Source organism: Cobetia sp. PDI-23MA, from assembly GCF_059507735.1.
In genome coordinates this window covers 2,358,611-2,372,614 of sequence record NZ_CM183352.1, presented here as the reverse complement: position 1 = coordinate 2,372,614, position 14,004 = coordinate 2,358,611, and the positions used below count along the sequence as shown (strand labels likewise).

General features: G+C 55.0%; 10 protein-coding genes. 9 read left to right on the top strand and 1 reads right to left on the bottom strand.

Features of this window, described 5'->3' with window-relative positions; translation table 11 throughout:
- Positions 1 to 2: 2 nt before the first annotated feature.
- Positions 3 to 2,384, bottom strand: a complete 2,382-nt coding sequence (locus AC5WNJ_RS10055) for a capsule polysaccharide biogenesis protein (RefSeq protein WP_495929553.1) — start codon at positions 2,382 to 2,384, stop codon at positions 3 to 5.
- A gap of 407 nt (positions 2,385 to 2,791) precedes the next feature.
- On the opposite strand from AC5WNJ_RS10055, the gene AC5WNJ_RS10050 reads away from it, so the two are divergent.
- From AC5WNJ_RS10050 to AC5WNJ_RS10010, 9 genes are all read left to right on the top strand, one after another.
- Positions 2,792 to 4,552, top strand: a complete 1,761-nt coding sequence (locus AC5WNJ_RS10050; protein ID WP_495929551.1) for a sodium:proton antiporter — start codon at positions 2,792 to 2,794, stop codon at positions 4,550 to 4,552.
- 212 nt (positions 4,553 to 4,764) lie between these two features.
- The gene (gene cysQ / locus AC5WNJ_RS10045; protein WP_495929549.1) at positions 4,765 to 5,610 is read left to right on the top strand and encodes a 3'(2'),5'-bisphosphate nucleotidase CysQ; all 846 of its coding nucleotides are present in this window, start codon (positions 4,765 to 4,767) and stop codon (positions 5,608 to 5,610) included.
- Positions 5,611 to 5,768: 158 nt separating this feature from the next.
- On the top strand, positions 5,769 to 6,710 hold the full coding sequence (gene cysD / locus AC5WNJ_RS10040; protein WP_495929547.1) for a sulfate adenylyltransferase subunit CysD: 942 nt from the start codon (positions 5,769 to 5,771) through the stop codon (positions 6,708 to 6,710).
- Positions 6,711 to 6,861: 151 nt separating this feature from the next.
- A complete protein-coding gene (gene cysN, locus AC5WNJ_RS10035; protein ID WP_495929545.1) occupies positions 6,862 to 8,778 on the top strand; it encodes a sulfate adenylyltransferase subunit CysN in 1,917 nt (638 codons plus the stop codon).
- Between the two features lie 62 nt (positions 8,779 to 8,840).
- Positions 8,841 to 9,269, top strand: a complete 429-nt coding sequence (locus AC5WNJ_RS10030) for an RT0821/Lpp0805 family surface protein (RefSeq protein WP_495929543.1) — start codon at positions 8,841 to 8,843, stop codon at positions 9,267 to 9,269.
- Positions 9,270 to 9,385: 116 nt separating this feature from the next.
- Positions 9,386 to 11,101 carry a polysaccharide biosynthesis/export family protein gene (locus AC5WNJ_RS10025; protein ID WP_495931039.1) on the top strand — a complete coding sequence of 572 codons (1,716 nt, stop codon included), beginning with the start codon at positions 9,386 to 9,388 and terminating at the stop codon, positions 11,099 to 11,101.
- 1 nt (position 11,102) lies between these two features.
- A complete protein-coding gene (locus tag AC5WNJ_RS10020; protein WP_495929541.1) occupies positions 11,103 to 11,945 on the top strand; it encodes an ABC transporter permease in 843 nt (280 codons plus the stop codon).
- A complete protein-coding gene (locus tag AC5WNJ_RS10015; protein ID WP_495929540.1) occupies positions 11,942 to 12,823 on the top strand; it encodes an ABC transporter ATP-binding protein in 882 nt (293 codons plus the stop codon). The genes AC5WNJ_RS10020 and AC5WNJ_RS10015 overlap by 4 nt, the downstream gene beginning before the upstream one ends.
- A gap of 81 nt (positions 12,824 to 12,904) precedes the next feature.
- Positions 12,905 to 13,990: a KpsE/RkpR family capsule polysaccharide export protein gene (locus AC5WNJ_RS10010; RefSeq protein ID WP_495929538.1), complete on the top strand. Its 1,086-nt coding sequence runs from the start codon at positions 12,905 to 12,907 to the stop codon at positions 13,988 to 13,990.
- The last annotated feature ends 14 nt before the right edge of the window (positions 13,991 to 14,004 follow it).

Genomic DNA, 14,004 nt, shown 5'->3' with positions numbered 1-14,004 from the left:
ATTCAATGCTTCCCGATGAATAAGGCGCGATAGCCTCGATAAAGACGGGTTTTCCAAGGCAATGCTGGCTTCAAAGTACCTCTGCGAAGCTTGTCACGTTGTTGTTCCAAAATCGTGACGACTGTCTCGGCATTGCATAAGTGACCGTGCTCAGGGGCCACATACACGGGATACTCGATCAGAGCGCCAGCCACTAGGGCATCCACACTCAAGTGCCGAGTTCGCCTTGGACACTTGACAAGGTCATTAGTCAGCCCCCAGCCAGCATAGAAGGGCAGGCCATGGGTCGTGACGGGCACACCTCGTATCAGGGCTTCAAAGCCGGCGAGCGAGCAGAGCGTGTGTGCGTGATCCACTTGCTCAAATAACCGACTGATATTGCCGGTGGTCAATTCGAGATCGTACGTCCCGCCTTCAATCGCCACCTCGCCACTACGCCCCCCTGTGACAACGTCGGGATGCGGTTTATAGATCACGTAGCTTTCAGGGTGCAATTTCCGCGCCGCCTCAAGCAAAGCCTGATTGGTCCGTATCCCGGGACACGCATGACGTATCGAGGCATCTGACTCCACCTGGCCGACGACCAATATCACGTCACGGCCCTTGGCCATCGCGCGAAGGTCCGGCAATTCATCACCTTCCGAATTGTACTTGCTCAATCCCAACGTGATCAGGCGCTCGCGTAATTGGCGTGCGCGGACTAGCTCGGCATCGGTGAAATCATGATGCATCAGCCACTGCTCCAGTGTGCTTGAGCGACTGGCGTCAAAATGCATGCCGAGCGGGTCGAAGATCAACGAAAGTGGCCGCGTGAGATCCACCCCCAGGCCCACTGAGCGTAAGAAGCCGTCTTCGATTCGCCACAGAGCGCCCCCTTGTGCAATGACGGAGGTCTCTAACTGTGTTGTGGTTCGGCTCGCCCAGCTCAGCACCCGAGCAGGTTGTTGGACCTTTTGTTCGCGCTGCGACATGGCTTGCGGTTCATGAGCGGTGGTGACACCAGTTGTCTTTTGCAGCTTTTGCAGTGCGATGGCATCGCTTTTGACGAAGTCGCAGTGCGCCAATGGCCCCAGGAAGCTGGGCAGGAACTTGCGCTTCCAGCGCGAGTAACTTGGCGCTACCCAGTGACCCGCCAATCTCTCGGCTTGGCGCTTTTGATCCGCCAATAACTGAATGATCTCTTCGAGCGACGAGGCCTGGTGGGTATAGGGGTTGGCATAGCGGCTGTATTCGAGATAGGCCGCGGCAAATACCTGCTCAAGCGTACGCGAGATGCCGCGACGTGAGCATTGCTGTCGATCATCCGTCAGGCCCCAGCCAGCATAGAACGGCATGCCATGGCAGGTCACCGGCAAGCCTGCCATCAGGGCCTCGAACCCAAGCTGGCTGGTCACGACATGAACGCCATCAATCTGTTCGAACAGGCACCAAGGATTGATGTCGTCACTCAAGAGGGTGCAGTTCAGCTTGCGTGCCTCATCCAGTAGGTACCCGCGCTTCTTGCCGGCGATTACATCAGGGTGCACCTTGACCCACACCTCGACTCCCTTGATAGCGCAGGCCTCTCTCAGCATGGCAAGGAAGGTCTCCGGGTTGGCCATCCCACCAATGATAGACGCATCCTCGGCGGTCTGATCCACGACCAGAAGTCGCTGCACACCGGGCTTTCGGGCTGGCAGCTTGCGCTCTGGTGCATGGTTGTACTTGCTCAAGCGATGCTTATGCAGGCTTTCGATAGCCGCGCGCGCCCGAGTCAGCAGTGCCTCTCCCTGACGCGTCGGCGCTTCATTGATCAGTTGCTCGAGATCGCTCGGTTGGCGCGCATCGTAATAGATGCCCTGATGATCGACCACCATCGCTATGCCAGGGTAACCGGCGCTTGCCAAGGTCAGAGAACGTAGGAAGCCATCCTCCAATGCTACGTAGGGCAGTCCATGTTCAAGCGCATATTGGCGCGCGCGCTTTGCCGTGGGTTTATGTCCCCAGCCGATGACACGCTTGATTCTTTTCAAGGATGTCTGGCCCACGAATTCTGGCGCAGTATTTATTCCTTTCGATGCCCCAGTTTCTGTCAGGGAAGCAGTGCCATTTATCGCTGGTGCAGGATGTTGTTCTTTTCCTACATTTTTTTTGCTCAGTGTGCCTGTCGGGGCACGTCGCTTGGCAGTGAAAGATAAATTCTTGAAGGTGAGTGAGTTGTCATTTTTCTGACATGAAAGAGGCGTACGCCTTTTTGTCAGTGGCAGCAACTCGGGAATGAAGCAGGCAAGATGTGGTTGGCGATAAATACCTGCAGAAAAGCAGAGTGATGCCTCAGAGGTCGCGTCGTTCACGACATCTTGTGATCCGTACCGAGCGTGAGAGGCGCAGGGCAGAGCGCGCATGATAAGCTCCCGTCCTTGGTTCATTGCCGCCTTCAGCATGCAGGGTGTCCGTTTCAGATAAGAAAAGTGACTGCTTGCTCGTGATACTCAGCACGCCTAGTGAGGCTGTTGCGCGAGACCGTTGACTCAGAGTCCGCAAATAGGGAAAGTACGCAAAGTGACGAACGAATTCAATCAAGTATTTGCTTGCGACATTGGTAGCAGGGAAATGATTAGCCTGTGCTTTATTTTGTTAGTCAGCTTTTTCACTACACGCTTCAGCAGTAATAGCTTTACTGCTAAAGTGTTATGCTCTGCGATGAATTTTCATTAATGCTTGAGCTTCATATGAGCGTGAATCGCAGGGGTTGACCAGAAGAAGCGGCAGGACGCCAAGGGAACGCTACTAGATGGAAATCGCGCAGCACATGGATGCTTTTGTCACCTTGGTGGTGACGGTTGGAGTGTTGGCAGGGCTTGTATGGAATCGTTGGCCGGCGGAGTGGCTGATGATGGCCGCTGCCGTGTCGTTGATCCTGCTGGGCATCATTTCTCCGGCAACCTTCCTGGCTGGATTCTCCAATCCGGGCATCATGACTATCGGTGCCCTTTTCGTGGTCGCCGCTGGCGTGCAGGAAACCGGTGCGCTGCGCTGGATGCTCGAGCGTCTGCTCGGGCGCCCCAGCTCTCCCTCTTCTGCACTGGCACGCCTGATGCCGATCACCTCGCTGCTCAGCGCCTTTTTGAACAACACACCTGTCGTCGCACTCTTCATCGGCTTGGTTCAGGGGTGGTGTGCGCGTATGAAAATCTCGCCTTCGCGTCTCCTGATGCCTATGAGCTATGCCGCTATTCTTGGCGGCACCTGCACTCTGATCGGTACTAGTACCAATCTGGTCGTCGATGGCCTGCTGCAATCTCAGGCTAACCTGCCTGGGCTCGGCATCTTTGATATCTCTGCGCTGGGTGTCCCTGTCCTTATTATTGGCACCCTATGGATGGTGCTTGTCGGGTGGCGTTTCCTGCCCCAGCGCAAGGGGTTGGTCGAGCAGCTTGGCAATGGTCGCGAGTATTCCGTGGCCATGCGGGTGGCCGACAAGGGGCCGTTGCACGACAAGAGTATCGAAGAGGCAGGCCTGCGCAGTCTTCAATTCGGTTATCTGGCCGAGATAGAACGTTCCGGCAAGCTGCTGTCCATGGTCGGCCCTGATACCATGCTCCAGTCTGGTGATCGTCTCATCTTCGTCGGCGTGGCAGATACGGCGCATGAAGTGCGTGTTGTCCGAGGCCTTGAGAGTGACGCCGCAGGGCTGGACCTGGACCATCACCAGCGCCGTATGGTCGAGGCCGTCATCGCCCCAAGCTCCCCCGTGGTCGGTATGAATGTACGTGAAGCGCGTTTCCGTACTCGCTACCAATCCGTGATTCTCGCCGTGTCACGTGATGGTGAGCGCATCAACAGCAAGGTGGGTGACATCGTGCTGCGTCCTGGCGACACCCTGTTGTTGGAAGCTGCTGCCGATTTCACGCGTCTGCACCGTTATAACCGCGAATTCCTGCTGGTCAGTACGCTGGATGGCAATGGCATGCCCAATCTGACCAAGGCTCCCACCGCACTTGCCATTATGAGCCTGATGATCATCACGCACCTGGCGGGCATGGCCGAGCTGGTCGAGGCGGCGGTGGCGGCCGCCATTCTGATGGTCTTCACCGGTTGTCTCCCTGCCTCACAGGCGCGCGCCAGCATCGATGGTAGCGTGCTGGTCGTCATTGCTGCTGCCTTGGGGCTGGGGCAGGCGATGACCGACAGTGGTGCGGCCCAGTTGGTGGCGGACCAGCTTATGCAGCTGGGCGGCGGCTCGCCGTTGCTGATGCTGGCACTCGTCTATCTCACCACGACGCTCTTTACCGAGATCATCACCAACAACGCCGCCGCCGTGTTGATGTTTCCGATCGCCATGGCTGTTAGCGAGCAGCTGGGGGTCTCATTGATGCCCTATGCGATTGCCATCATGTTCGCGGCCTCGGCCAGTTTCCTCACCCCGCTGGGCTATCAGACCAACCTGATGGTGATGGGGCCGGGGGGGTACAGAGTGGCCGATTACATGAAGGTCGGCCTACCAATGAGCCTCATTGTCGGGGTGACGTCGGTTACCCTGATCCCGATGATCTGGCCGTTTACTGGGTAGATTAAGTGTGGGTTGGTAGAGGCAATGGCAAGCTTATTGCTTCTCCATGATGGATGGGCAAGAGAGTCGGCTATTGGGTCTCAGATGAGTACAGACACCTGCCAAAGATACCGTCGTTTACAGCCGTCGCAAGTCAGCAGACCTCAATGGGTTACGCTGGCGACAGTAGGGTACGGTTCAAAGAAAGACATTACATGGGGACAGGAAGGCACATGACAGACGCGACAAGCATAGGTAACACACGCCCGATGTTGACCGCTCTCGAGTCGATTGCTCGTAGTGCGGGTGCTGCCATCATGGAGATCTATGAGAGCGGTGACTTCACTGTCGATATGAAATCGGACGACTCTCCGCTGACCACGGCAGATCGAGCAGCACATGCTGTCATCGTCGACGGGTTGAAGGCTATGGATATCGAATTCGGCGCTACACCGATCCTGTCCGAAGAAGACGCAGGTATCAGCTGGGACGTGCGCAGTGAATGGGCTCGTTACTGGCTGGTCGATCCGCTGGATGGCACCAAGGAGTTCATCAAGCGCAATGGCGAATTCACCGTCAACATCGCGCTGATCGAGCACGGCGTGCCAACAATGGGTGTCGTCTATGCGCCGGCTATTGAGACGCTCTACGTTGGGGCACAGCAAGGGGGCGGCCAGGCTTCCATCGCCGAGAAGCAGGTTGGCGATGGTGAACGCGAGACCATTGTGGTCAGTGAGGTCCCAAGCAGCACCGATAGCTGGCGCATTGTCGGTAGCCGTTCTCACCAGACGGAAGATTTCAAGGCGTTCGTCGCCGGCTTTGCTGCCTGCGATATCATCGCCATGGGCAGCTCGCTGAAACTGTGCCTGGTCGCGGAAGGGGCGGCAGATCTCTACCCGCGCCTCGGCCCGACCTGTGAATGGGATACCGGTGCCGCGCATGCGGTGGTCGAAGCCGCCGGTGGCCAGGTGCTGAATGCCGAGACCCGTCAGGCACTGCGCTACAACCAACATGATAGCGTGCTCAACCCCTATTTCATCGTCTGTGCCAAGCCAGCCGCGCCTTGGGGGGAATGTTAGAAATTTGTATTCTCGCAGTTCAGTACTGTCGTCACATGACTGACCTCTAAAGATGTCAGTCTCATGTCAAGGATACATGGGCCTCTTCAAGGTATGCAGCAGCGCCTGCAAGTGGAGAGGGCAGGAACAATTAGCAGAGTGATCTCAAGGAACCTGAAATGACTGCATCATCCACGGCCGAAAAACTCGGCATCACACCAGAACGTCAGACTCACCTCAAGCAGCTTGAGGCCGAGTCCATACACATCATTCGTGAAGTCGCCGCCGAGTTCTCCAACCCGGTCATGCTGTACTCCATCGGCAAGGACTCCGCCGTCATGCTGCACCTGGCGCGCAAGGCCTTTGCGCCGGGCGTGCCGCCGTTCCCGCTTATGCACGTCAATACCACCTGGAAATTCCAGGAAATGATCAAGTTCCGCGATGAGATGGCCGCGGAAGTCGGCATGGAGCTGATCGAGCACATCAACCACGACGGTGTGGCCGCGGGTATCAACCCGTTCGATCACGGCAGTGCCAAGTACACCGACATCATGAAGACCGCCGGCCTCAAGCAGGCGCTCGACAAGCATGGCTTCGATGCCGCCTTCGGTGGCGCACGTCGTGACGAGGAAGCCTCGCGGGCCAAGGAGCGTGTCTACTCCTTTCGCGATCAGTACCACCGTTGGGACCCGAAGAACCAGCGTCCGGAGCTGTGGAACATCTACAACTCCAAGATCAACAAGGGCGAGTCCATCCGCGTCTTCCCGCTCTCCAACTGGACCGAGCTGGACATCTGGCAGTACATCTATCTCGAGTCCATCAAGATCGTGCCGCTGTACTACTCCGCCGTACGTCCGGTGGTGAAGCGTGATGGCCTCGACATCATGGTCGACGACGACCGCCTGCCACTGGCCGAAGGCGAAGTGCCGGAAATGAAATCCGTGCGTTTCCGTACCCTGGGTTGCTACCCGCTGACCGGCGCTGTGGAATCCACTGCTGCGACCCTGCCGGAAATTATCCAGGAAATGCTGCTGACACGCACCAGCGAGCGCTCCGGGCGTGCCATCGATCACGACCAAGCGGGCTCGATGGAGAAGAAGAAACGCGAAGGCTATTTCTAGGCCACGGGCTAGGTACCCGGCTCTGTCGCCGGCAACGGCGGTGGCGTGCTTCAAGGAAAGTAAGACTCAACGAAATTGACAGGCCGAGGGATGTCCGTAGTGCTGGAAGCGTCCCAAGACGCTCGCGCCGGATAGGCCTCGTTTAGGGAGAATGACAGTGTCACACCAGTCGACGATGATCGCGGAAAATATCGAAGCCTATCTCAAGGAACACGAGCAGAAAGATCTGCTTCGTTTCATCACCTGCGGCAGCGTGGATGACGGCAAGTCGACCCTGATCGGTCGTCTGCTCCACGACTCCAAGATGATCTATGAAGATCAACTGGCCGCCATCACCCGGGATTCCAAGAAGAGCGGCACCACCGGCAAGGTTGACCTGGCGCTGCTGGTCGATGGCCTGCAGTCCGAGCGTGAGCAGGGCATCACCATCGATGTCGCCTACCGCTACTTCTCGACCGACAAGCGCAAGTTCATCATTGCCGATACCCCGGGGCACGAGCAGTACACCCGCAACATGGCCACAGGGGCTTCCACTGCAAGCCTGGCGATCATCCTGATCGATGCCCGTTACGGCGTGCAGACCCAGACCCGCCGTCACAGCTACATCTGCTCGTTGCTGGGCATCCAGCACCTGGTGGTCGCGGTCAACAAGATGGATATTGTCGACTACTCCCAGGAACGCTTCGACGAGATCGTCGCGGACTACAAGGAGTTTGCCAAGGACCTGGAAGTCCCAGACATCCGCTTCGTACCGCTGTCCGCGCTGGAAGGGGACAACGTCGTCTCTATCAGCGAGCACACGCCGTGGTATGACGACGCTACCTATGAAGCGCGTCCGCTGATGGACATCCTCGAGACCGTCGATGTCACCGAAGACAGCAACCTGACCGACACGCGCTTCCCGGTGCAGTACGTCAATCGTCCCAACCTCAACTTCCGTGGCTACTGCGGCACCCTGGCCGCCGGTACCGTCACGCCGGGTCAGAAGATCAAGGTGCTGCCGTCCGGCAATACGTCGACGGTCGAGCGTATCGTCACCTTCGATGGCGACCTCGATATCGCCTGGCCGGGGCAGGCCATCACGTTGACTCTGGCCGATGAGATCGATATCTCGCGTGGAGACATGATTGTCGCGTCCAATTCCGACATGGTGCCGTGTACCGCCTTCACCGCAGATGTGGTGTGGATGCACGAGAACCCGCTGGTCGTCGGTAAGGAATATGAGCTGAAGCTTGGGACTTCCAGTGTCATCGGTCGTGTCGGTCGTATCATCCACCAGACCGACGTCAACACCATGGCGCGCAACGAAGCCGAGGACATCCCGCTGAATGGCATCGCCCGTGTGCAGGTCGAACTGACCCAGCCGCTGGCCATGGACAGCTACCAGCGCTCGCCGCATACCGGCAGCTTCGTGTTCATCGACCGCCTGTCCAACATCACCATCGGTGCGGGCATGGTCAAGGAGACTCTGAGCGCTAGCAACATCGTGTGGCACGACATGGCGGTCACCAAGCAGCGTCGCGCCGATCGCAATAAGCAGAAGCCGTGCATCATCTGGTTCACCGGCCTGTCCGGTGCCGGCAAATCCACTGCCGCCAACGCGCTGGAACGTCAGTTGTTTGCGATGGGCTACAACACCTATCTGCTGGATGGTGACAATGTGCGTCACGGTCTGTGTGGTGATCTTGGCTTCAGCGAAGACGACCGCGCAGAAAACATCCGTCGCGTCGGCGAAGTCTCCAAGTTGATGGTCGATGCCGGGATGATCACGCTGGTCAGCTTCATCTCGCCGTTCCAAGCAGACCGCCAGACCGTGCGTGACATGGTCGGTTCCGACGAGTTCATCGAAGTCTTCGTGAATACGCCGATCAGTGTGTGCGAAGAGCGTGATCCGAAGGGGCTGTATCGCAAGGCACGTGCTGGCGAGATCAGTGACTTTACCGGCATCAGCTCTCCGTACGAAGCACCGGAGAACCCGGAAATCGAGATCAACACCGGTGAGCTGAGTCTCGAGCAGACCGCGCTCAAGCTGGTCAGCCAGCTCAAGCACTACAACGTCATCGGCTGATTCATTCGCACCGATCCGCCCCCGCCGCCAGGCGGGGGCGTTTGCAGTTCCAGGACTCCCATATGACTTTATCCCGATTCAAACAGCGCTTGCCGCATGTCGTGCGTCTCGTGGCAGTGACAGGCCTGGCACTGGCCATCACCGGTTGCGCGACCTCCTATCCGGAATCTACCGGTGCCGGCAGCACCAATCTGGCTAACCTGACCGGCGCTGCGTCGCTGCCGGCGGATGTCTCGTCATTTCTCGACAGCGCGGCCCCCGGCAGTGTGATTGCCGTGCCGACCAGCCCCTGGGGCAGCAACGTCGAAATAGTCGCCCATGAGCGCTACTTCGCGGCCAGCGGGCGTATCTGTCGCGAGCTGACGGTCTCCAATCAGCGTGATCTACCCAGCAAGGAACTGGCGTGTCGGACCAGCAATGACGGCCAGGCTGGTGAAGGCACTTGGGTGACCCAGCGGTTGGTGACCGGCCTGCTGGAAGAGGGGCGGTAGAGGTCTGCACCGCGGTTCGGTATGAGCCGACGGCGACAGGGAGCAGGTTGGCGTGACTGGCATTGTTATTTCTGATCAACACTGCACTATTTTTGCACTACGAGGGGCTTAGCCCGATGAAAATTTCCAGATTCTTTCTCCGGGCCGGGTGCCTGGTGGCGGTAGCGTGCCTGAATGCGACTCCAGTCTTTGCTGTTGGTCTCGATGGTGGCTCTATTCTGGCTAGTGAAGACCAAGCTGATAAAGTTCCTGAAAAGACGGACGATGTACAGGACTCTGCACGTGCTGACTGGCGCAGCGGTACTTATGGGCCACTTAATGCGGATGAGAAAAAAGACGTGGATTATCTGCCTCCCTTTGGAGAGAACCTGTTTACAGGTGGTTTCCGAGGCATGATGGCTGATGGCTTGAATAGCAGCTACACCATCAAGCCGGGTGACCAGATCACCCTGCGCGTCTGGGGTGGGGTCGAGATGGAGTCCGTGCTGCCTGTCGACGCGCAGGGCAACATCTTCCTGCCGGGCATCGGTCCCGTGAGGGTGCAGGGCATTACCAATGCCCAATTGGACGGCAAGGTACGTAGCGCTATTCAAGAGGTGTATCCCGAAAACGTCAGCGTCTACACCAACCTGCAGGGCGTGCAGCCGGTGGGCGTCTTCGTCACTGGGTATGTCAAGAACCCGGGCCGCTACGCCGGCACCCCGAACGACTCCATGCTGTATTTTCTCGACCAGGCAGGTGGCATCGATCAGGCACTGGGCAGCTACCGCAAGATCAAGATCAAGCGCAATGGCCGCGTCATCAATACGGTCGATCTCTATAACTTCCTGGTTAACGGCGAGATCGCTCGTCCGCAGTTCCGCGATGGGGATACCGTCGTCGTTGCAGAGCGTGGCCCGGCGATTAGCGTAGTCGGGGATGTCGAGCGTGATTACCGCTATGAACTCACCGACTCGCCCCTGAGTGGCGAGGACGTACTGAACCTGGCGCGCCTCAAGTCGGGTGTCTCTCACGTGCTGCTGCGGGGCTCTCGTCCCGACGGTCCCATCTCACGCTATCTGCCTGTGACCGAATTCCGCGCTGCTGATGTGCGCGCTGGTGATGAAGTGCTGTTCAGTGCCGACCAGCGTGACGAGACCATCGTCGTGCAGCTGGAAGGCAGCTTCTATGGCCCGTCGCGCTATGCACTGCCGCGCGATGCCCACCTGGGTGAACTGCTCAATGCCGTCGGGGTGCCCAAAGGGCTGACCGATTATCAGAGCGTTTCCATCCGTCGTGAGAGTGTCAAGGAACAACAGGCTGAAGCTTTAGAAGCAAGTCTGGAAAGGCTGGAAACAACTTACCTTGGTGCTGAGTCTTCTTCCACAGAAGAATTGCAAGCTCGAGTTACTCAAGCACAGCTAATCAAAGAGTTTGTTAAAAAAGCAAAGGAAGTTGAGCCATCAGGAACGTTGGTACTATCTCGTGGAGATGGGCATATCGCTGATGTGCGCTTACAGGATGGCGATATCGTGACATTGCCTGAAGTCAGTGATGCAGTCTTAGTAAGTGGCGAGGTTCTTGTGCCTCAAGCAGTGGTATATAGTCAAGGATATTCTGTTACAGACTATATTAAAAACGCTGGTGGGTTTACAAGTAGAGCTAATGAAGATCAAGTCCTTGTGGTAAGACGTAACGGAGCGGTAAGAAACGCTGAAGATGTAGATTTGAGAGCTGGCGATGAAGTTTTAGTACTTCCTAGTGTCCCTACTATGAATTTACAGCTTGCAACAAGTATCACCCAGATACTTTATCAAGTGGCGGTTGCTACTAAAGTCGCACTGGATCTCTAATATGTCTAGAGAGATATATAAATCAATTGATAGCTCTGAAGGTGATCTGGATAAAAAAACCAAATCCCGCTCCGCCTGGGCTGTGACGCGAAGTGTCTGGTTCGCCATGTTTATGCGTGAAGCCATCGGACGCACTATGACTGATCGTATGGGCTGGTTTTGGATGATTGCGGAGCCAGCCGCATTAATGCTTATAATGATTTCGATTAGAAGCTTTTTGTCTAGTGGTAACCTTATAATAAATGCGCCCTTCATCCCCTGGATGCTGGTCGGAATGATGGGCTTCTTTCTCATACGTGAAGGAATGCAACAGGGACTGGGGGCCATTAATGCTAATAAGGCCCTGTTTGCCTATCGTCAGGTGCATCCGGTCGATGGTGTTCTTGTGCGTAATGCTCTTGATGGCTTAATCAGAACCTTCATTTTCCTATTATTCATACTCGGTGGCTTGATGCTCGATACGGACTTTCGGCCTGATAACGCTTATCAGGCTATTGGAGGCTGGCTATCACTCTGGTTGTTCGGGCTGGGGCTGGGGCTTGTCACTTCCGTATTGGGAACCTTGGTGCCAGAGGTGAGCAAGATCGTACGCATGGTGAACATGCCATTGCTTATCCTGTCTGGAGTCATCCTGCCACTGAATAGTTTACCGCATTATCTACTGGAATATTTGATGCTTAATCCTATAGTGCATGGACTCGAGTACATTCGTCATGGCTTCTTTGGTGGCTATCAGGTAGTCCACGGTACTAGTTTGACCTATTTCTTTACATGGATACTATCCAGCTTGGCATTGGGGCTTTTGATGCATATTCGGTTTAAGGAGCTTCTGAAAAGCCAATGATTGAAATCCTGGGTCTCTACAAGCGTTTCTATCAATCCCACTATAGTCAGAGTGATGATCAGTGGGTGTTGAAGAATATCAACTTAACCATTCCAAGCGGCATCAGTGTGGGCTTGCTCGGTGCCAATGGTGCAGGAAAATCGACCTTGCTCCGCTTGATCGCCGGGATGGATACGCCGCAAAAGGGTCGTGTGATCCGTCATTCCAAGGTGTCTTGGCCGATAGGGCTTGCCGCAGGCCTGCAAAGCAGCATGACAGGCCGTCAAAATGTCAAATTTGTGGCACGGTTGCATGGCACAGAATACGACATCAACAGCATCATCGAGAAAGTCCAAGATTTTGCAGAAATCGGCCCAGCCTTTGATGAGCCGATTCGCACTTATTCCTCTGGTATGCGTGCTCGTCTTAATTTCGGTTTATCGTTAGCTTTTGATTTTGATGTTTACTTGTCAGATGAGGCAACTTCAGTAGGTGATAGAGCTTTTAAGGCTAAGGCATCGAAAGCGTTTAAGGATAAAGTAGGAGAGGCTAGCCTTATCATGGTATCACACAGCGAAAGTATTTTGAAAGATTTATGTCAAGCTGGCATTTATCTGAATAATGGTAAAGCTGAATGGTTTGGTAATATTGAAGACGCTATCGGAAGGTATCACGAAGACAGCGATAAATCTTCGTTTAGTAAATTGACACTTCTCGAGCTGGAAAACCTTAGGTCAAGGTACCGAAGTAATGTTGATAAAGCTAAGCTTGCTAAGGAAGAGGCGGATAAAATGCAGGTTAGCGAGAAACAATACTATACTAATAAATTGCTTGCTGCTCATGAAGTACTGCGCGAAGTTCGGGAAGAAATAGAATCACGAAAAATCAAGACTCCCTAAGTCAATTATGGCTGCGAAACAAAGGCCTTTCCTTTCAATGTCGCTGGGCTCAACTAGCGCGCTTCATTAGTGAGAATACGCATGACGTCATTTATTAAACGTTATCCACAATGGGCTGTCGTTCTGTTCTCCATCGTGGTGGTCGGCTTCTACTGGCTAGCTTGGGCAGATGATCGCTATGTTTCTAAGGCGACGGTGGTGCTTGAAAGCCCTCAGCTGAGCGGTGCAAGTGAAGTCAGCTTTGGATCATTGTTATCAGGAAATCAGACCGACAGTGACCTTCTGCTGTTGCGTGAATATCTGATGAGTGTTGATATGCTCAAGAAAGTGCAGGATAAGCTCGATTTCAGAAGACACTATAGCCAACACGGTGACTTCTTTGCACGATTGGGCGATGCAGAAGCTCCCATTGAAGAGTTGCATGATTATTATCTCAAGCGCATCAATGTCGAGATGGATGAATATGCCGGTGTGCTGAATATAGAAGTCCAAGCCTGGACGCCAGAGTTTGCTCAGCAATTCGCTCAACTTCTACTGAAGGAGGGTGAGCGCCATATGAACCAGATGGGACAACGCCTCGCAGAAGACCAAGTGGAGTTTCTCGACAAGCAGGTGAGCTTGCTGGAAGTGAACTTTGAGCAATCGCGCCAAGATCTGCTGGATTATCAAAATAAGAATGGCCTGGTGTCTCCGACGCAGACGGTCGAAAGTCTCAATACCGTTGTCTCCACCCTGGAAGCCCAATTGGCGACATATAAGGCGCGCAAGAGTGCCTTGGCCAGTTATCAGAGCGGTCGCTCCAGTGACATGGTACGCATAGAAAGTGAAATAAATGCGATCAAGCAGCAGATCGATTTGGAAAAAGAGCGTCTTGCGCGCCAATCTGGCAACGCACTCAACAGTGTTTCTAGTCAATACGAGACCTTGCAATTGCGTGCAGATTTTGCCAAGCAGTCATACTCCAATGCCTTAGCGGCACTGGAAAACACGCGAATAGAAGCTGCGCGAAAACTCAAGCAAGTCAGTATTCTGCAAAGCCCGATACTGCCAGAATATCCTGAACAGCCTGAGCGACTCTATAATGTCACAGTCTTTGGCCTAGTGATGATATTCCTCGGGTTCATATTTAGCATGCTGGTACTTATTGTTAAAGATCATCGTGATTGAGCAAGGATTATAAA

Bases quoted from the DNA above. Each gene is read 5' to 3' on its own strand.
- AC5WNJ_RS10055 (WP_495929553.1), bottom strand. From the start codon at position 2,384: ATGCGCGCTCTGCCCTGCGCCTCTCACGCTCGGTACGGATCACAAGAT.
- AC5WNJ_RS10050 (WP_495929551.1), top strand. From the start codon at position 2,792: ATGGATGCTTTTGTCACCTTGGTGGTGACGGTTGGAGTGTTGGCAGGG.
- cysQ (WP_495929549.1), top strand. From the start codon at position 4,765: ATGACAGACGCGACAAGCATAGGTAACACACGCCCGATGTTGACCGCT.
- cysD (WP_495929547.1), top strand. From the start codon at position 5,769: ATGACTGCATCATCCACGGCCGAAAAACTCGGCATCACACCAGAACGT.
- cysN (WP_495929545.1), top strand. From the start codon at position 6,862: ATGACAGTGTCACACCAGTCGACGATGATCGCGGAAAATATCGAAGCC.
- AC5WNJ_RS10030 (WP_495929543.1), top strand. From the start codon at position 8,841: ATGACTTTATCCCGATTCAAACAGCGCTTGCCGCATGTCGTGCGTCTC.
- AC5WNJ_RS10025 (WP_495931039.1), top strand. From the start codon at position 9,386: ATGAAAATTTCCAGATTCTTTCTCCGGGCCGGGTGCCTGGTGGCGGTA.
- AC5WNJ_RS10020 (WP_495929541.1), top strand. From the start codon at position 11,103: ATGTCTAGAGAGATATATAAATCAATTGATAGCTCTGAAGGTGATCTG.
- AC5WNJ_RS10015 (WP_495929540.1), top strand. From the start codon at position 11,942: ATGATTGAAATCCTGGGTCTCTACAAGCGTTTCTATCAATCCCACTAT.
- AC5WNJ_RS10010 (WP_495929538.1), top strand. From the start codon at position 12,905: ATGACGTCATTTATTAAACGTTATCCACAATGGGCTGTCGTTCTGTTC.